The sequence below is a fragment of the Pseudomonas sp. KH_040 genome, from assembly GCF_057839305.1.
Window position 1 is genome coordinate 1,833,234 of the sequence record NZ_CM174487.1, and the last position, 17,491, is coordinate 1,850,724.

Annotated in this window: 17 protein-coding genes; all 17 read left to right on the top strand. The window is 59.8% G+C overall.

The window, feature by feature from the left end; translation table 11 throughout:
* Positions 1-28 precede the first annotated feature (28 nt).
* Positions 29-385, top strand: coding sequence for a flagellar protein FlaG (locus AC3IUF_RS08205; protein ID WP_007920057.1), 357 nt, complete (start codon positions 29-31; stop codon positions 383-385).
* A gap of 82 nt (positions 386-467) precedes the next feature.
* Positions 468-1,910 carry a flagellar filament capping protein FliD gene (fliD, locus tag AC3IUF_RS08210; protein ID WP_007920056.1) on the top strand — a complete coding sequence of 481 codons (1,443 nt, stop codon included), beginning with the start codon at positions 468-470 and terminating at the stop codon, positions 1,908-1,910.
* Positions 1,911-2,039: 129 nt separating this feature from the next.
* Positions 2,040-2,438: a flagellar export chaperone FliS gene (gene fliS / locus AC3IUF_RS08215; protein ID WP_007920055.1), complete on the top strand. Its 399-nt coding sequence runs from the start codon at positions 2,040-2,042 to the stop codon at positions 2,436-2,438.
* 11 nt (positions 2,439-2,449) lie between these two features.
* Positions 2,450-2,746: a flagellar protein FliT gene (gene fliT, locus AC3IUF_RS08220; protein ID WP_095114152.1), complete on the top strand. Its 297-nt coding sequence runs from the start codon at positions 2,450-2,452 to the stop codon at positions 2,744-2,746.
* 172 nt (positions 2,747-2,918) lie between these two features.
* Positions 2,919-4,394 carry a sigma-54 dependent transcriptional regulator gene (locus AC3IUF_RS08225; RefSeq protein WP_007920053.1) on the top strand — a complete coding sequence of 492 codons (1,476 nt, stop codon included), beginning with the start codon at positions 2,919-2,921 and terminating at the stop codon, positions 4,392-4,394.
* A 110-nt stretch (positions 4,395-4,504) separates the two neighbouring features.
* A complete protein-coding gene (locus AC3IUF_RS08230) occupies positions 4,505-5,713 on the top strand; it encodes a sensor histidine kinase (RefSeq protein WP_007920048.1) in 1,209 nt (402 codons plus the stop codon).
* A gap of 5 nt (positions 5,714-5,718) precedes the next feature.
* Positions 5,719-7,110 carry a sigma-54-dependent transcriptional regulator gene (locus tag AC3IUF_RS08235; RefSeq protein ID WP_007920046.1) on the top strand — a complete coding sequence of 464 codons (1,392 nt, stop codon included), beginning with the start codon at positions 5,719-5,721 and terminating at the stop codon, positions 7,108-7,110.
* A 128-nt stretch (positions 7,111-7,238) separates the two neighbouring features.
* Positions 7,239-7,568, top strand: coding sequence for a flagellar hook-basal body complex protein FliE (gene fliE, locus AC3IUF_RS08240; protein ID WP_007920044.1), 330 nt, complete (start codon positions 7,239-7,241; stop codon positions 7,566-7,568).
* A gap of 15 nt (positions 7,569-7,583) precedes the next feature.
* On the top strand, positions 7,584-9,371 hold the full coding sequence (gene fliF / locus AC3IUF_RS08245) for a flagellar basal-body MS-ring/collar protein FliF (RefSeq protein WP_007920043.1): 1,788 nt from the start codon (positions 7,584-7,586) through the stop codon (positions 9,369-9,371).
* Positions 9,364-10,383 carry a flagellar motor switch protein FliG gene (gene fliG / locus AC3IUF_RS08250; RefSeq protein ID WP_007920042.1) on the top strand — a complete coding sequence of 340 codons (1,020 nt, stop codon included), beginning with the start codon at positions 9,364-9,366 and terminating at the stop codon, positions 10,381-10,383. The genes fliF and fliG overlap by 8 nt, the downstream gene beginning before the upstream one ends.
* Before the next feature lie 4 nt (positions 10,384-10,387).
* Positions 10,388-11,194 carry a flagellar assembly protein FliH gene (gene fliH, locus AC3IUF_RS08255; protein ID WP_489280860.1) on the top strand — a complete coding sequence of 269 codons (807 nt, stop codon included), beginning with the start codon at positions 10,388-10,390 and terminating at the stop codon, positions 11,192-11,194.
* Positions 11,184-12,542: a flagellar protein export ATPase FliI gene (gene fliI, locus AC3IUF_RS08260; protein ID WP_007920040.1), complete on the top strand. Its 1,359-nt coding sequence runs from the start codon at positions 11,184-11,186 to the stop codon at positions 12,540-12,542. The genes fliH and fliI overlap by 11 nt, the downstream gene beginning before the upstream one ends.
* Before the next feature lie 6 nt (positions 12,543-12,548).
* Positions 12,549-13,001 carry a flagellar export protein FliJ gene (gene fliJ, locus AC3IUF_RS08265; RefSeq protein ID WP_007920039.1) on the top strand — a complete coding sequence of 151 codons (453 nt, stop codon included), beginning with the start codon at positions 12,549-12,551 and terminating at the stop codon, positions 12,999-13,001.
* A 158-nt stretch (positions 13,002-13,159) separates the two neighbouring features.
* Positions 13,160-13,465: an STAS domain-containing protein gene (locus AC3IUF_RS08270; RefSeq protein ID WP_095114148.1), complete on the top strand. Its 306-nt coding sequence runs from the start codon at positions 13,160-13,162 to the stop codon at positions 13,463-13,465.
* A 5-nt stretch (positions 13,466-13,470) separates the two neighbouring features.
* On the top strand, positions 13,471-15,174 hold the full coding sequence (locus tag AC3IUF_RS08275) for an ATP-binding SpoIIE family protein phosphatase (protein ID WP_007920036.1): 1,704 nt from the start codon (positions 13,471-13,473) through the stop codon (positions 15,172-15,174).
* Positions 15,175-15,205: 31 nt separating this feature from the next.
* Positions 15,206-15,553 carry an Hpt domain-containing protein gene (locus AC3IUF_RS08280; protein ID WP_095114147.1) on the top strand — a complete coding sequence of 116 codons (348 nt, stop codon included), beginning with the start codon at positions 15,206-15,208 and terminating at the stop codon, positions 15,551-15,553.
* Positions 15,554-15,657: 104 nt separating this feature from the next.
* Positions 15,658-17,028, top strand: coding sequence for a flagellar hook-length control protein FliK (locus tag AC3IUF_RS08285; RefSeq protein ID WP_463542575.1), 1,371 nt, complete (start codon positions 15,658-15,660; stop codon positions 17,026-17,028).
* The last annotated feature ends 463 nt before the right edge of the window (positions 17,029-17,491 follow it).

A 17,491-nucleotide genomic window follows, 5' to 3' on the forward strand; every position in this document is an offset into this window, starting at 1 on the left:
CGCCTTTTTACGTTAAGAGGTGATGGGCATGGACATGAGCGTAAAGCTTAACGTGTCTTATCCGGCTCCCAAGCCAGTAACGCCGGTTGCTGACAAACCGTCAGAGACGCCTAAAGTTGCCAAGACTGAAGCGCCGGTCGCTGCGAAGAGTCAGGATTCGGACGACGCCAAATTGAAACTGGCGGTGCAGGAGATCGAAAAGTTTGTACAGTCGATCAAGCGCAATCTGGAGTTTTCGATTGATGAACACTCCGGGAAGGTCATCGTCAAGGTGATCGCAAGCGAGACGGGTGAGGTCGTTCGACAGATTCCCTCCGCAGAAGCCCTCAAGCTGGCAGACAGCCTCGCCAATGCGAGTCACGTATTGTTTGACGCCAAAGTCTGATAGCTGGCATGAATTATGTTTGTCCGTTCTCAAGATGCGTGTAACGGTCAAAAGAATGGCAACAATCTGAAGGGAGATGCACATGGCAAGTCCAATTCTACCGGGTTCCGGACTGGGTTCCGGCCTGGACATCGGCGCGATCGTGACCGCGCTGGTAAACGCCGACAAGTCGCCGAAGCAGACGCAGATCGATTCTGCGACCAAAACCAACACCCTGAAGATTTCCGGTGTCGGTGCGCTGAAAAACGCATTGGCGGCCTACCAGAAGGCAATGACCGATCTGGGCAGTAAGACCAACCCTGCGTTTGCCGGTTACGCGGCGACCTCGGCTACCCCGACAACGCTGACCGCTACTTCCGATAACACGGCTGTTTCGGGCACATACAGTGTCGTGGTAAATAACTTGGCCACCGGCTCGAAAGTAGCCAGTGCATCCTTTGCCGGCGGCGCGGCCAGTGCCATTCCGAGTGGTACCCTGAAAATCAGTCAGAATGGCACTGATTACAATGTCGATATTCCGGCCAATGCCACCTTGCAGACTACCCGTGATGCCATCAACAAGGCGCAGGGTGTCAACGGTGTTTCCGCCAACATCGTGACCGACAGCTCGGGCGCTTCGCGTCTGGTGATCAGCTCCAACAAGACGGGCGCGGGCTCCGACCTGACGGTCAGTGGTATTGCCGGTCTGGAAATCGATGGCACCAAGGTCATGTCTGCGACCCCGGCCGCTGGTGACTCAGGAGCTGTGGGCGATATTGCCAAGGATGCGAAGCTGACCATTGATGGTCTTGCCGTTACCAGCAAGAGCAACACAGTGAGCGGCGCCATCAGTGGCTTGACCATGAACCTGGTGGAAGCCAGCCCCACTGCGGTCAAGGTCTCTGTCGATACCAACACCAAGGGCTTGCAGGCTTCGGTTCAGCAATTCGTCGACGCTTTCAACACGCTCAAGACCACCATCGATAGCCTGTCCAAGGCAACGCCGGACGAAGATGGCAAGTTGACGGTGCAGGCCGCGTTTACCGGTGATTCTCTGCCGCGGACGTTGATTGCGGACATTCGTGCCCAATTGACCACTTCGTCGCCTGGCGAGCTGGGTGTGCTGTCGCAGATCGGCGTCATGACTGATCGCGACACCGGTAAGCTGACGCTGGACGCGACGGCTTTCAACAAGGCCATGTCTCAGCCAGGCATGACTGGTCAGGTGCAGCAGCTGTTCTCCGGCACCGACGACAAAAACGGTCTGTTGGCGCGAATGAGCAAAGCGGTCGATCCGTACCTCAAAGCTTCTGCTGATGGCAAAACCACCAGCGGTCTGCTTGATCAGCGTATGACCATTCTGAACAACAATACCCGCAGCCTCACGTCGCAGCAGTTGGCGCTGGATCTGCGCGTCGCCAACCTGACCAAGACGTTGACTGCCAAGTACAACGCCATGGACTTGCTGGTAGGGCAGATGAAGGCTACGGCGAGCAACATCACGTCGTTCTTCAGCTCGCTGAACGCTCAGCAGTCCGCGAAGTAGCAGGCAGGTACGACAAAAACCCGGCTACGCTTCATCGGCGTGCGCCGGGTTTTTGTCTTTTGATCTAAAGTTCTGTGATTCGTTGGCGATACACTGGTTACACGAGTCATTGTGGCAATGAGGTAGAACATGAATCCGATGTTAGCCCTTCGGCAGTATCAGAAAGTCGGCGCACACGCTCAGACATCCGAAGCGAGCCCGCACCGTCTGGTGCAAATGTTGATGGAAGGTGGACTGGCCCGTATCGCTCAGGCCAAAGGCGCCATCGAGCGCAAGGACATTCCAAGCAAATGCACTTCGATCAGCAAGGCGATTGGCATTGTCAGCGGTCTGCGTGAAGGCCTCGATCTGGAAAACAGTGCAGATACCCTGGCTGATCTGGATGGGCTGTATATCTACATGATGAAGCGCCTCGCCGAGGCGAACATCAGCAGCGACCCGCGCATTCTTGATGAGGTTGCCGGCTTGCTGAGCACGGTCAAGGAAGGCTGGGATGCTATTGCCCCCGTGCCTGCTCCGCAGTTCTGAAGGAGATCGTCATGAGTCTTGTATTGCAGCGAATCGCCGATACCCGTGAAGCGTTGGTTACTGCCCTCGCCGAACGCAATTGGGAAGCTATTGGCGAGCTGGATCTGGCTTGCCGTTCCTGCATGGAAGACGTCATGGCGGAGGCTGCGCTTGATGAAGTCGCGTTGCGCGACAACCTTGAGGAGTTGCTCCACGTCTACAAGGACCTTCTTGAGGTGGCCATGGGTGAGCGGCAAGCGATAGCCAACGAGATGTCGCAGATCACCCAAGCGCAAAAGGCGGCAAAGGTTTACCATCTGTTTGGTTAATTGCCCCCCAGTTAATCCAGGCATGTGCGCCATAAATTTGACTGTGCACGGTTTTTTGACTTAACTAGTGGCTGTTTTCAGATTTCAGGCGTCTACAGGCACATGGTGTCCTGCAAGCGTCTCGCTTGCCCCTAATTTCGGGCATTGAGTTGACTAGGGAAGTTGCTATTGCATGTGGCGTGAAACCAAAATTCTGCTGATCGATGACGATAGCGTCCGCCGCCGCGACCTGGCGGTGATTTTAAATTTTCTTGGCGAAGAAAATTTACCCTGCGGCAGCCATGACTGGCAGCAGGCAGTCGGCTCTTTGTCGTCTAGTCGTGAGGTCATTTGCGTACTGATCGGGACCGTTAATGCTCCTGGCGCGCTTTTGGGCTTGTTAAAGACACTCTCAACCTGGGATGAGTTCCTTCCGGTTTTGTTGATGGGCGATAATTCTTCCGTCGACCTGCCTGAAGACCAGCGTCGCCGCGTGCTTTCGACCCTCGAAATGCCGCCCAGCTACAGCAAATTGCTCGACTCCCTGCACCGTGCCCAGGTCTATCGCGAGATGTATGACCAGGCTCGCGAGCGCGGCCGTCATCGCGAACCCAATCTGTTCCGCAGCCTGGTCGGCACCAGCCGGGCGATCCAGCACGTGCGCCAGATGATGCAGCAAGTCGCCGACACCGACGCCAGTGTGCTGATCCTCGGCGAGTCCGGGACCGGCAAGGAAGTGGTCGCGCGCAACCTGCATTACCATTCCAAGCGTCGAGATGCGCCATTCGTGCCGGTCAACTGCGGGGCGATCCCGGCGGAGTTGCTCGAAAGCGAATTGTTCGGTCACGAGAAGGGCGCCTTCACCGGCGCGATCACCAGCCGTGCCGGCCGCTTCGAACTGGCCAACGGCGGTACGCTGTTCCTTGACGAAATCGGCGACATGCCGCTGCCGATGCAGGTCAAGCTGCTGCGCGTCCTGCAGGAACGCACCTTCGAGCGCGTGGGCAGCAACAAGACCCAGAGCGTTGACGTGCGCATCATCGCGGCGACGCACAAGAACCTCGAAAGCATGATCGAGATCGGCACCTTCCGCGAAGACCTCTACTATCGCCTGAACGTGTTCCCGATCGAGATGGCGCCGCTGCGTGAGCGCGTCGAAGATATTCCGCTGCTGATGAACGAACTGATCTCGCGCATGGAGCACGAGAAGCGTGGTTCGATCCGCTTCAACTCGGCGGCGATCATGTCGCTGTGCCGTCACGGCTGGCCGGGCAACGTCCGCGAATTGGCCAACCTGGTCGAGCGCATGGCGATCATGCATCCGTACGGGGTGATCGGTGTGGTCGAACTGCCGAAAAAATTCCGCTACGTCGACGACGAAGACGAGCAAATGGTCGACAGCCTGCGCAGCGATCTCGAAGAGCGCGTGGCGATCAACGGCCATACGCCTGACTTCACCGCCAACGCCATGCTGCCGCCGGAAGGTCTGGACCTGAAGGACTACCTCGGTGGTCTGGAACAGGGCCTGATTCAACAGGCGCTGGACGATGCCAATGGCATTGTGGCGCGTGCCGCTGAACGCCTGCGTATCCGTCGTACCACCCTGGTCGAGAAGATGCGCAAGTACGGCATGAGCCGCCGCGATGGAGATGAACAGGCGGAGGATTGACGCCTGTTTTTCAACTGCTTCATTTATAAGCAGTTTTTTTTAGGCACGGGTATTGCTACAGCCCTCGCAACGTTCCGTTTAACTGACGGTCAGCCAAGCGAGAAAGCACAATGCCCCAAGCCCAGATGTCTTCTGCCTCCAGTCCCGAGGGGCAGCCGTCCTCCGTAGAGCAGGCAAGCCGACAGGGCCTTGAGCAGGCATTCGAGCTGTTCAGCCAGATGTCCAGCCAGTTGACGGACTCCTACAGCATGCTTGAAGCGCGGGTAACCGAGCTCAAGGGTGAGTTGGCGGTGGTCAGCGCCCAGCGCATGCAGGAGCTGGCGGAAAAAGAACGCTTGGCCAACCGTCTGCAAAACCTCCTTGATCTGTTGCCCGGTGGCGTCATCGTCATCGACGGTCACGGCAGGGTGCGCGAAGCCAACCCGGCCGCCATCGAACTGCTCGGCCTGCCGCTTGAGGGTGAGTTGTGGCGCCATGTGATTTCGCGCTGCTTCGCCCCGCGTGAAGACGACGGTCATGAAATTTCCCTGAAAAACGGTCGACGCCTGTCGATTGCCACCCGCTCGCTGGACGCCGAGCCGGGGCAATTGGTGCTGCTCAACGACCTGACAGAAACCCGCCATCTGCAAGATCAACTGGCGCGCCACGAGCGTTTGTCCTCGCTGGGGCGCATGGTCGCCTCGCTCGCGCATCAGATCCGCACGCCGCTGTCCGCCGCTTTGCTCTATGCCAGTCATTTGACTGAGCAGGAGTTGCCGGTCGCCACTCAGCAGCGCTTTGCCGGGCGCCTGAAAGAGCGTCTGCACGAGCTGGAGCACCAGGTGCGCGACATGCTGGTGTTCGCTCGCGGTGAGTTACCGCTGACCGATCGCCTCACCCCCAATGCCTTGATGCAGGCGCTGCAAGCGGCGGCGCTGACTCATGTGCAGGATCTGCCAATCCGCTGGCAGTGCGATAGCCATACCGGCGAACTGCTGTGTAATCGCGACACACTGGTCGGGGCGCTGTTGAATTTGATCGAAAATGCGATTCAGGCCAGTGCCAGCGACATCCGCCTTAAAGTCCATTGCTACACCCGCGACAACACGCTGCGCCTGAGCATAAGCGACAGTGGCAGCGGCATCGAGCCCGCGGTTCTGGCGCGGCTCGGCGAACCCTTTTTTACCACCAAAGTCACCGGCACCGGCCTGGGCCTGACCGTGGTCAAGGCTGTGGCCCGGGCACATCAGGGAGAATTGCACCTGCGTTCGCGAGTTGGGCGTGGCACGTGCGCGCAGGTGATCCTGCCGCTGTTTTCCGCTGTACAGGGAGCTGAGTGAAAGACATGGGCATCAAGGTTTTGCTGGTCGAGGATGACCGCTCGTTGCGCGAGGCGCTGGCCGATACGTTGTTGCTGGCCGGCCACGATTACCACGCGGTCGGTTGCGCTGAAGACGCGCTGACGGCAGTGTCGCGCGAGGCGTTCAGTCTGGTGGTCAGTGACGTCAACATGCCCGGCATGGATGGTCATCAATTGCTTGCCCTGTTGCGTGCTCGTCAGCCGCAATTACCCGTGTTGCTGATGACGGCTCACGGCGCGGTCGAACGTGCAGTCGATGCGATGCGTCAGGGTGCGGCGGATTATCTGGTCAAACCGTTCGAGCCCAAGGCTTTGCTCGATCTGGTGGCGCGGCATGCACTGGGCAATATTGGCGTGAGCGAAAGTGAAGGCCCTATCGCTGTCGAACCGGCCAGTGCGCAACTTCTCGAATTGGCCGCACGAGTGGCACGCAGCGATTCCACGGTGCTGATCTCCGGCGAATCCGGTACGGGTAAAGAAGTGCTGGCGCGCTACATTCACCAGCAATCCCACCGTGCCAGTCAGCCGTTCATTGCGATCAACTGCGCAGCGATCCCGGACAACATGCTCGAGGCGACGCTGTTCGGTCACGAGAAAGGCTCGTTCACCGGCGCCATCGCCGCGCAGGCCGGCAAGTTCGAGCAGGCTGACGGCGGCACGTTGCTGCTCGACGAAATTTCCGAAATGCCCCTTGGCCTGCAAGCCAAACTGCTGCGCGTGTTGCAGGAGCGCGAAGTCGAGCGCGTCGGTGCGCGTAAGCCGATCGCCCTGGATATTCGCGTGGTTGCCACCACTAACCGCGACTTGGCGGGCGAAGTGGCGGCGGGGCGTTTCCGTGAAGACCTCTATTACCGTTTGTCGGTTTTCCCACTGGCCTGGCGTCCACTTCGCGAGCGCACTGCCGATATCCTGCCGCTGGCCGAAAGGTTGCTGGCCAAACACGTCAATAAAATGAAGCACGCCGCAGCGAAACTCTCGCCTGACGCGCAAGCTTGCCTGATTGCGTATCCGTGGCCGGGTAATGTGCGTGAACTGGATAACGCCATTCAACGTGCGCTGATCTTGCAGCAGGGCGGTTTGATTCAGCCGCAGGATTTCTGTCTGGCAGGTCCCGTGACGTACACCGCAGTGCCTGTCGCCGCGCCGCTGACTGCGGTGATTCGCGAAGTGGAAATCGAAGCGGATTCGGCCGGTGCCCTGGGCGATGACCTGCGCCGCCGGGAGTTTCAGATGATCATCGACACCCTGCGCTCCGAGCGTGGACGCCGCAAGGAAGCGGCGGAAAAGCTCGGCATCAGCCCGCGCACCCTGCGCTACAAACTGGCACAAATGCGCGATGCCGGGATGGACGTCGAAGGTTATCTGTTCGCCACCTGAGCCGTGCTGCAAAACGTTGAAAACGCTTTTCTGAAAGGGCTGCCCATGAGCTGGCACCCTTGTTGCTAATACCTGTGTACCCGCCGAGTGAGTGTCAAAAAATTGCGGGCCGCCCAAGAGAGTAGACCATGAGCCAAGGTATTGAATTTAATCGGTTGATGACAGACATGAAGGCCATGAAGCTGGATGCCATGTCTGCGCCGAAATCGACGACCGCTGTCCCTGAGCTGGGAGGCAGCAGCTTTTCCGACATGCTCGGTCAGGCGATCAACAAGGTCAGCGATACCCAGACCGCGTCGACTCAGTTGGCCAATGCCTTTGAAGTGGGCAAGAGCGGCGTCGATCTGACGGACGTGATGATCGCTTCGCAAAAAGCCAGCGTGTCGTTCCAGGCTCTGACCCAGGTTCGCAACAAACTGGTTCAGGCTTATCAAGACATCATGCAGATGCCGGTTTAAGGACGAGATTGAGTCATGGCAGAAGCAGTCGCCGATAACGTTCCGGCCAAGGCCACCCCGATAGACGGCAAACCGCCGCTGTTCGGTCTGTCCTTCCTGGAAAACCTCTCCGAGATGACCATGCTGCGTCAGGTGGGCCTGTTGGTCGGCCTGGCTGCGAGCGTGGCGATTGGCTTTGCCGTGGTGCTGTGGTCGCAGCAGCCGGATTACCGTCCGTTGTACGGCAGCCTTGCCGGCATGGACGCCAAGCAGGTCATGGATACTCTGGCCGCCGCTGACATTCCTTACAACGTCGAGCCCAATTCCGGCGCCTTGCTGGTCAAGGCCGATGACTTGTCCCGTGCGCGGATGAAACTCGCTGCTGCTGGTGTCACTCCCAGCGACGGCAATATCGGTTTCGAAATCCTCGACAAGGAACAGGGTCTGGGCACCAGCCAGTTCATGGAAGCGACGCGTTATCGTCGCGGCCTCGAAGGTGAGCTGGCGCGGACCATTTCCAGCCTGAACAACGTCAAGGGTGCCCGTGTGCATCTGGCGATTCCGAAGAGTTCGGTGTTCGTCCGTGATGAGCGCAAGCCAAGTGCTTCGGTTCTGGTTGAACTGTACAGCGGTCGTTCGCTGGAGCCGGGTCAGGTAATTGCGATCATCAACTTGGTGGCGACTTCCGTTCCCGAGCTGAGCAAATCGCAGATCACCGTCGTCGACCAGAAGGGCACCTTGCTCTCTGATCAGGCGGAAAACTCCGAAATGACCATGGCCGGCAAGCAGTTCGATTACAGCCGCCGCATGGAAAGCATGCTCACCCAGCGTGTACACAACATTTTGCAGCCGGTTTTGGGCAATGATCGTTACAAGGCTGAAGTCTCGGCCGACATCGATTTCAATGCCGTCGAGTCGACTGCCGAGCAGTTCAACCCGGATCAGCCGGCGTTGCGCAGCGAGCAGTCGGTCAACGAGCAACGCACCGCCAGCAATGGCCCGCAAGGCGTGCCGGGTGCCCTGAGCAACCAGCCACCGTCGCCAGCCTCGGCGCCGCAAACTACCGGCGGCACCGCCGCGCCGGCCGCCATGGTCCAGCCTGGTCAGCCATTGGTTGACGCCAATGGTCAGCAGATCATGGACCCGGCCACCGGTCAGCCAATGCTCGCGCCGTACCCGGCAGACAAGCGTCAACAATCGACCAAGAACTTCGAACTTGACCGTTCCATCAGCCACACCAAACAGCAGCAGGGTCGCCTGAATCGTCTGTCGGTGTCGGTGGTGGTCGACGATCAGGTCAAGGTCAACGCGGCCAACGGCGAAACCACCCGTGCGCCGTGGAGCGCCGACGAATTGGCGCGCTTCACCCGTCTGGTCCAGGACGCCGTCGGTTTCGACGCCAGCCGTGGCGACAGTGTCAGCGTGATCAACATGCCGTTCTCCGCCGAGCGCGGCGAAGTGATTGCCGATATTCCGTTCTACTCCCAGCCATGGTTCTGGGACATCGTCAAACAAGTGCTGGGTGTGTTGTTCATCCTGGTGCTGGTGTTTGGTGTGCTGCGTCCGGTGCTTAACAACATCACCGGCGGCGGCAAAGGCAAGGAGCTGGCCGGTCTTGGCAGCGACGTGGAACTCGGTGGCATGGGCGGCCTGGACGGCGAACTTTCCAACGACCGCGTGAGCCTCGGTGGTCCGCAGAGCATTCTGTTGCCGAGCCCAAGTGAGGGTTATGACGCGCAACTGAATGCAATCAAGAGTCTGGTGGCCGAGGATCCGGGTCGCGTGGCTCAGGTCGTGAAAGAGTGGATTAACGCAGATGAGTGATAACCGAGCCGCAACCGTCAAACTGAACAAGGTCGACAAAGCCGCGATTCTGCTGCTGTCCCTGGGTTCGACCGATGCCGCACAAGTGCTGCGCCACATGGGCCCGAAAGAGGTTCAGCGCGTCGGCGTGGCCATGGCGCAGATGGGCAACGTCCATCGCGAGCAGGTCGAGCAGGTCATGAGCGAGTTCGTCGACATCGTCGGCGACCAGACCAGCCTCGGCGTCGGATCCGACGACTACGTGCGCAAAATGCTCACCCAGGCCCTGGGTGAAGACAAGGCCAACGGCCTGATCGACCGCATCCTGCTCGGTGGCAACACCAGTGGCCTCGACAGCCTGAAATGGATGGAGCCGCGCGCCGTTGCCGACGTGATCCGCTACGAACACCCGCAGATCCAGGCGATCGTGGTCGCGTACCTCGACCCGGATCAGGCCGGTGAAGTACTCGGCAACTTCGACCACAAAGTGCGTCTGGACATCATCCTGCGCGTCTCGTCGTTGAACACCGTACAGCCGGCGGCCCTGAAAGAGCTGAACCAGATTCTCGAGAAGCAGTTCTCCGGCAACTCGAATGCCTCGCGCACCACCCTGGGTGGCATCAAGCGTGCGGCGGACATCATGAACTTCCTCGACAGCTCGATCGAAGGCCAGCTCATGGACTCGATCCGCGAAGTCGACGAAGACCTGTCCGGTCAGATCGAAGACCTCATGTTCGTGTTCAACAACCTCGCCGATGTCGACGATCGTGGCATCCAGGCGTTGCTGCGCGAAGTGTCTTCCGACGTGCTGGTGCTGGCCCTCAAGGGTTCGGACGAAGGCGTCAAAGAGAAGATCTTCAAGAACATGTCCAAACGTGCCGCCGAACTGTTGCGTGACGACCTTGAGGCCAAAGGCCCGGTGCGCGTCAGCGACGTCGAAACCGCACAGAAAGAAATCCTCACCATTGCCCGTCGTATGGCCGAAGCCGGCGAAATCGTCCTCGGTGGCAAGGGTGGCGAGGAAATGATCTAAGCCCATGGACAAGCACGACGACGATGTGACGGATCTGATCCGTGCCCGCGATGTCCGTGGTTTCGAATCCTGGGCCATGCCCAGCTTCGACCCGCCGAAGCCGGAACCCGAGCCTGAGCCGGAGCCCGAACCGCCGGAAATGGAAGAAGTGCCGCTGGAAGAAGTCCAGCCACTGACCCTGGAAGAACTCGAAAGCATCCGTCAGGAGGCTTACAACGAAGGCTTTGGCATCGGCGAGAAAGAAGGTTTTCACAGTGCGACCCTCAAGGTGCGTCAGGAAACGGAGGTTGCGCTGGCGGCAAAACTTGCCAGCCTTGAGCAGTTGATGGCGAACCTGTTCGAACCGATCGCCGAGCAAGACACGCAAATCGAGAAATCGCTGGTCGACCTCGTGCAACACATCACCAAACAGGTGATCAAGCGCGAACTGGCCATCGATTCCAGCCAGATCGAACACGTCATGCGCGACGCCCTCAAGCTGTTGCCGCTGGGCGTCGAGAATGTGCGCCTGTACGTCAATCCGCAGGACTTCGAACAGGCCAAGGCTTTGCGCGAACGTCATGAGGAAACCTGGCGCATCGTCGAAGATGAATCGCTATTGCCGGGCGGTTGCCGGGTTGAAACCGAGCACAGCCGCATCGATGCCAGCATCGAAACCCGCGTGATCCAGGTCATGGCGAAGTTGTTCGATCAATTGCACGAGCAGGCTTTGCATCCGGCTGAAGCGGATCTGAGTCTGGACATTCCAGAAGACGTAAAACCGGCGGCCACACCTGAAGAGCCGCTCGCGGACGACCCCGATGCGCCTTGAACGCACCAGTTTCGCCAAGCGCCTGAGTACTTACGCTGAGGCCACCGAGATTGCCGGTGCGCCGATTCTTGAAGGTCGCCTGCTGCGCATGGTCGGCCTCACCCTCGAAGCCGAAGGCCTGCGCGCCGCCATGGGTACGCGCTGTCTGGTGATCAATGACGACAGCTATCACCCCTCCCAGGTGGAAGCGGAAGTCATGGGTTTCTCCGGCAGCAAAGTCTTTCTGATGCCGGTCGGCAGTGTCGCCGGCATCGCCCCGGGCGCCCGCGTAGTGCCGCTGGCTGATACCGGGCGCTTGCCGATGGGCATGAGCATGCTCGGTCGCGTCCTCGACGGTGCCGGGCGCGCACTGGACGGCAAAGGCGGCATGAAAGCCGAAGACTGGGTGCCGATGGACGGCCCGACAATCAATCCGCTCAACCGTGACCCGATCAGCGTGCCGCTGGACGTTGGCATCCGTTGCATCAACGGTTTGTTGACGGTCGGTCGTGGCCAGCGTCTGGGGCTGTTTGCCGGTACCGGTGTCGGTAAATCCGTATTGCTGGGCATGATGACCCGCTTCACCGAGGCTGACATTATCGTCGTCGGCCTGATCGGTGAGCGGGGGCGAGAAGTTAAGGAGTTCATCGAGCACAGCCTCGGTGAAGAAGGCCTCCAGCGCTCTGTGGTGGTTGCCTCGCCAGCAGACGATGCGCCGTTGATGCGCCTGCGCGCAGCGATGTACTGCACGCGCATCGCCGAATATTTCCGCGACAAGGGCAAGAACGTCCTGTTGCTGATGGATTCGCTGACCCGTTTCGCCCAGGCCCAGCGGGAAATCGCCCTGGCCATCGGCGAGCCGCCGGCGACCAAGGGGTATCCGCCGTCGGTGTTCGCCAAGTTGCCGAAACTCGTCGAGCGTGCCGGTAATGCGGAGAAGGGCGGTGGTTCGATTACCGCGTTCTACACCGTGTTGTCCGAAGGCGATGACCAGCAGGATCCGATTGCCGACTCGGCCCGAGGCGTACTCGACGGCCACATCGTGCTATCCCGGCGTCTGGCCGAGGAAGGTCACTATCCGGCCATCGACATCGAAGCGTCGATCAGCCGGGTCATGCCGGCGGTGGTCTCGCCGGAGCACATGCAACGCGCGCAATATTTCAAGCAGTTGTGGTCGCGCTATCAGCAGAGTCGCGATCTGATCAGTGTTGGCGCCTACGTTGCCGGCGGCGATCGCGAGACCGATCTGGCGATCTCCCTGCAACCGCAACTGGTTCGCTACCAGCGTCAGGGGCTGAACGACAAAATCAACATGGGTGAAAGCCAGGCTTACCTCGCAACCCTGTTTGCCCCAGCGGCGGGCGGCTAACCGCTCATGGCCACTGTCAGTCGAGCCGCGCGTCTGGCGCCGGTGGTGGACATGGCCGAACAGGCCGAGAAAGCCGCCGTGCAACGCCTGGGCTATTTTCAGGGGCAGGTGAAAGTTGCGGAAAGCAAACTGGCCGACCTCAATGCCTTCCGTCTGGATTATTCCGAGCAATGGATCGTGCGCGGCAGTACCGGCGTGAGTGGGCAATGGCTGCTGGGTTTTCAGGGCTTTCTGGCGCAACTCGACACCGCCGTCGACCAGCAGCGCCAGAGTCTGGTCTGGCATCAGAACAAACTCGACAAGGCGCGTGAAGAATGGCAACAGGCGTTCGCCAAGGTCGAGGGGCTGCGTAAACTGGTGCAGCGTTATCGCGAAGAGGCGCAACGCCTTGAAGACAAACGTGAGCAGAAGCTGCTTGATGAACTGTCCCAGCGTTTGCCACGACAAAACCCGTTCTAAAACAAGATCAAGAGATCGCAGCCTTCGGCAGCTCCTACAAGGGATCGGTGTAGGAGCTGCCGAAGGCTGCGATCTCTTGATCTGGCTTCTAACCTTGCTGCAACCCTGTGCAGGTGCTAAACCTTGTACAGGTTCGTCAATGACAAGGAAGCCAGTTAATGTCAGTCGTTACAGAAGTCTCTCCGGATGGGAAAAAACTGACGATTTCGATCGAGGGGCGATTCGATTTCGGTCGGCATCAGGAGTTTCGCGAGTCCTATGAGCGACTCAATGCCAAGCCTGAGTCCATAGTGGTGGATCTGAAGAAGGCCACCTACCTCGACAGCTCCGCACTGGGCATGCTCCTCCTGTTGCGGGATCACGCCGGCGGTGACGAGTCGGACGTGCGTGTGGTCAACAGCAGCTCCGACGTGCGCAAGATCCTCGCCATCTCCAATTTCGACAAACTCTTCGACATCACTTGACGGCCATGCAGGCGCAAGAGCCGCTGACCCTCCTGATCGCTGAAGACAGCGCCGCCGATCGCCTGTTGCTGTCGACCATCGTCCGCCGCCAAGGCCATGAAGTCCTGACGGCGGCCAACGGTGCCGAAGCGGTCGACTTGTTTCGTCGCCAGCAACCCGATCTGGTACTGATGGACGCGATGATGCCGGTCATGGACGGCTTCGAAGCAGCGCGGCAGATCAAGGCGCTGGCGGGCGAGACGCTGGTGCCGATCATCTTCCTCACGTCGCTGACCGAAAGCGAAGCGCTGGCCCGTTGTCTGGAGGCCGGGGGTGACGACTTTCTGGCTAAGCCCTACAACCAGGTGATCCTCGCCGCCAAAATCAAGGCGATGGATCGCTTGCGGCGTTTGCAGGCAACCGTGCTGCAACAGCGCGACCTGATCGCCAAACACCACGATTACCTGCTCAACGAACAGCGCGTGGCCAAAGCGGTGTTCGACAAGGTTGCGCACTCCGGTTGCCTCAGCGCGCCGAACATTCGCTACCTGCAATCGCCCTATGCCTTGTTCAACGGCGACTTGCTGCTGGCGGCGTACACGCCGGCGGGCGACATGCATGTGCTGTTGGGCGATTTTACCGGTCATGGCCTGCCGGCAGCGGTCGGGGCGATGCCTTTGGCCGAGGTGTTCTACGGCATGACCGCCAAGGGCTATGGCCTGGCCGAAACCCTGCGCGAGATGAATGCCAAGCTCAAACGCATTCTGCCGGTCGACATGTTCTGTTGCGCCACGCTGTTGTGTCTGAGCTTTCAGCGGCGTTCGGTCGAAGTGTGGAATGGCGGCATGCCTGACGGTTATCTGCATCGGATTGCTACTGGCGAGCGTGTACCACTGGCCGCACGGCACTTGCCGCTGGGGGTGCTGAGTGCGCAGGCGTTCGATGACCGTACGGAAGTGCATCCGATGGCCGTCGGCGATCGGGTGTTTCTGTTGTCCGACGGGGTGATCGACACCAGTGACGCCAGTGATCAACTGTTCGGTGTCGAGCGTTTGCAGCAGGTGTTCGCCGCCAACCGCGAGCCGGATCGCTTGTTCGAGGATATCGAGCAGGCACTGCGGGATTTTCGCGGCGAGGCGCGCGACGATGTCAGCATGGTCGAGGTCAGCCTGCTGGAGCCGGCGCAGGTCAAGCCGTCGGCGCCGGTGTATTCCGACAGCGGCCAATCCTGTCCGCTGGACTGGTCGGTGAGTTTCGAATTCCGTGGCGCCACGCTCAAGCGCTTCAATCCCTTGCCGTATCTGTTGCAGTTGCTGCTTGAGGTGCATGGGCTGCGGGCGCAAAGTGGTGCTTTGTACAGCGTGCTGGCCGAGTTGTATTCCAATGCGCTGGAGCATGGCGTGCTCGGTCTGGATTCCAGTCTCAAGCGCGATGCGGCGGGGTTCGCTCGTTACTACCAGCAGCGCAATGATCGGCTGGAGTCACTGCAGGACGGTTTCGTGCGCGTGCATTTGCAGGTGCAGCCACACGGCGAGGGCGGCCGACTGATCATTCGTGTTGAAGACAGCGGCAAGGGCTTTGATGTGGCGCGGGTCATGGAGCGGCCGCTGGATGGTGTCCGTTTGTCGGGGCGCGGCGTCAGTCTGGTCCGGCAATTGGGGCGTAATGCCAGTTGGTCGGACGAAGGTCGTAGTGCTCGCGTGGAGTTTTCCTGGGAGGTTGAGGCATAATCCGCGCAATTCTTGATCAAGGAGTGAACAAGTGACTGACACACATATTGATCGCGAGGCGCTGAGCGTACTGCGGGAAGTCATGGAGGAGGGTTATCCGGAGCTTCTGGATACCTTTCTGGCGGATTCCGAAAGTCGCTTGGGCGAGTTGCAAAAGACCTCTGATGCCAAGGTGTTGTCGGAAGTTGCCCATAGTTTCAAGGGCAGCGCCAGCAACATGGGAGCTGTCCGCTTGGCGGCGCTCTGCCAGGAACTCGAATCGGACGCCAGAGACAAGAGCCCGGCGGAAATAGTCAAACTGGTCGCTGAGATCAGTGGCGAATTTGCTGAAGTTCGCCCGGTTTACGAAAGCGAAAAACATCCCGCTCACACGCACTGATCCCGCCGTCCGGCGCTTTTCTCAAGCGCCGGGCAAATCTGGCCCGGCACTTGCAGTTATCTCTGCAACTGTACCTACGATCCCAGTGCAGCGGAGACCGTTTCATGCCTGCGACCCCCAACATCCTTCTTCAGAACGCCGCTCAGGCCAAGGCGCAAGCCGCCTCTGCGAAAACGTCGGCCATGGCCGTAGATACCGGGGATAAGGCCTCAAGCTTCGCTAAAGTGTTCGCCGATCAGGGATCGAGCAAGCCTGTCGCCACCGCTGACAATTCGCCCAAGTCGTCGCGTGACAAGGTCGCTGACAACAGCGGCAAAAAGGACATTGGCGAAGATCAGTCTGCCGCTGCGCAGCCGGCGGTTGCCGATAGCGGCAACGACTTGCCTGCCGATAAAACCGCGGCGACCGATGACAGTACCGCCAGCAGCGACGACAACACTGACACCTCCCAGACTCCAGTCGTAGACGCGACGCCGGTTGATCCGACACTCGATCCGGCATTGGCAACCGCTGTGCAGCCGGTGGTTGCGGCGCCGGTTGTGCAGACTCCGGCGGTCGTCGCGACTGCCCAGCCTGAAACCGAAACCCCAGCCGTTGCCGCGCTACCAGGTACGGTCAAAGATCCGGCACCGGCCACCGACAGCGATTTCGACCCTTCGGCCGATCCCCTCGATTCGATGCCGGCCGTGCGCATGGCGATGGAGCAGGGCGGGCACATTTCCGCTGCCAGCCAGGCGCAGCCGAAAGCGTCGCCAGCTCAGGCTCAGGCCGACGGCGAATTGACTGCGGCGCAGAACTTTGCCGCTGGCATGGCCAGCATGCTCGACGTACAAGCCGACAAGGACAGCACCAGCCAAGGCGGCGAAAAAGCCTTCAGCGGGTTGATCGACGATGGCCTCAAAGATCTCAAGACTGCGACCAGCGATACCCGTGTGGATGACTTCGCCAACCGTCTGGCGGCACTGACGCAGGCGGCTACGCCGAAGACCGCGAATGCGGTGCCGGTGAATCAGCCGATTGCCATGCACCAGAGCGGCTGGACCGAGGAAGTGGTCAATCGCGTCATGTATCTGTCGAGCGCCAATCTGAAGGCGGCGGACATTCAGTTGCAGCCAGCGGAGCTGGGACGTCTGGACATCCGCGTGAACATGGTCCCGGATCAACAGACCCAGGTCACGTTCATGAGCGCGCATCCAAGTGTGCGTGAAGCGCTGGACGGGCAGATGCATCGCCTGCGTGAAATGTTCAACCAGCAGGGCATGGGCCAGGTTGACGTCAATGTCTCCGATCAGAGCCGTGGCTGGCAGGGCCAGCAAGGTCAGGAGCAGGCGCAACAGGGCCAGAGTGGCCACACCCGCGCTGCCGGTGGTCGCCTCGATTCGGCGGATGAAGAACTGGCGCCTGCCGCCATTGCTGATGCCGCTGCGCAAACCACCAGCGTGATCGGCAGCAGCGCGGTCGACTATTACGCCTGATCAAATCAAGAGCCCCTCACCCTAGCCCTCTCCCAGAGGGAGAGGGGACTGATTGGGGGATGCTGGCGAAGTACGCCGACCTGATACTTCTGCTGTGAATCCATAATCGATACGGTCTCTCAGGTCGATGCATGAAGCAAGGCACCTCGGTCGGCCTCTGAAAACCCTCCCTAGCCGTCTCCCAGAGGGAGAGGGGACTGATTGGGGGATGCTGGCGAAGTACGCCGACCTGATACTTTTGCTGTGAATCCATAATCGATCCGGTCTTTCAGCTCGGTATATGAAGCAAGGCACCTCGGTCGGCCTCTGAAAACCTTCACCCTAGCCCTCTCCCAGAGGGAGAGGGGACTGATTGGGGGATGCTGGCGAAGTACGCCGACCTGATACTTTTGCTGTGAATCCATAGTCGACTCGGTACTTCAGGTCGACGTATCACGACAAAGCAACTCGGTCGGCCCCCTCT

Coding starts and splice junctions, on each gene's coding strand:
- fliI (WP_007920040.1), top strand. CDS start 11,184: ATGCGCCTTGAACGCACCAGTTTCGCCAAGCGCCTGAGTACTTACGCT.
- fliJ (WP_007920039.1), top strand. CDS start 12,549: ATGGCCACTGTCAGTCGAGCCGCGCGTCTGGCGCCGGTGGTGGACATG.
- fliG (WP_007920042.1), top strand. CDS start 9,364: ATGAGTGATAACCGAGCCGCAACCGTCAAACTGAACAAGGTCGACAAA.
- fliS (WP_007920055.1), top strand. CDS start 2,040: ATGAATCCGATGTTAGCCCTTCGGCAGTATCAGAAAGTCGGCGCACAC.
- AC3IUF_RS08205 (WP_007920057.1), top strand. CDS start 29: ATGGACATGAGCGTAAAGCTTAACGTGTCTTATCCGGCTCCCAAGCCA.
- AC3IUF_RS08230 (WP_007920048.1), top strand. CDS start 4,505: ATGCCCCAAGCCCAGATGTCTTCTGCCTCCAGTCCCGAGGGGCAGCCG.
- fliT (WP_095114152.1), top strand. CDS start 2,450: ATGAGTCTTGTATTGCAGCGAATCGCCGATACCCGTGAAGCGTTGGTT.
- fliF (WP_007920043.1), top strand. CDS start 7,584: ATGGCAGAAGCAGTCGCCGATAACGTTCCGGCCAAGGCCACCCCGATA.
- fliE (WP_007920044.1), top strand. CDS start 7,239: ATGAGCCAAGGTATTGAATTTAATCGGTTGATGACAGACATGAAGGCC.
- AC3IUF_RS08285 (WP_463542575.1), top strand. CDS start 15,658: ATGCCTGCGACCCCCAACATCCTTCTTCAGAACGCCGCTCAGGCCAAG.
- AC3IUF_RS08275 (WP_007920036.1), top strand. CDS start 13,471: ATGCAGGCGCAAGAGCCGCTGACCCTCCTGATCGCTGAAGACAGCGCC.
- AC3IUF_RS08225 (WP_007920053.1), top strand. CDS start 2,919: ATGTGGCGTGAAACCAAAATTCTGCTGATCGATGACGATAGCGTCCGC.
- fliD (WP_007920056.1), top strand. CDS start 468: ATGGCAAGTCCAATTCTACCGGGTTCCGGACTGGGTTCCGGCCTGGAC.
- AC3IUF_RS08235 (WP_007920046.1), top strand. CDS start 5,719: ATGGGCATCAAGGTTTTGCTGGTCGAGGATGACCGCTCGTTGCGCGAG.
- AC3IUF_RS08270 (WP_095114148.1), top strand. CDS start 13,160: ATGTCAGTCGTTACAGAAGTCTCTCCGGATGGGAAAAAACTGACGATT.
- fliH (WP_489280860.1), top strand. CDS start 10,388: ATGGACAAGCACGACGACGATGTGACGGATCTGATCCGTGCCCGCGAT.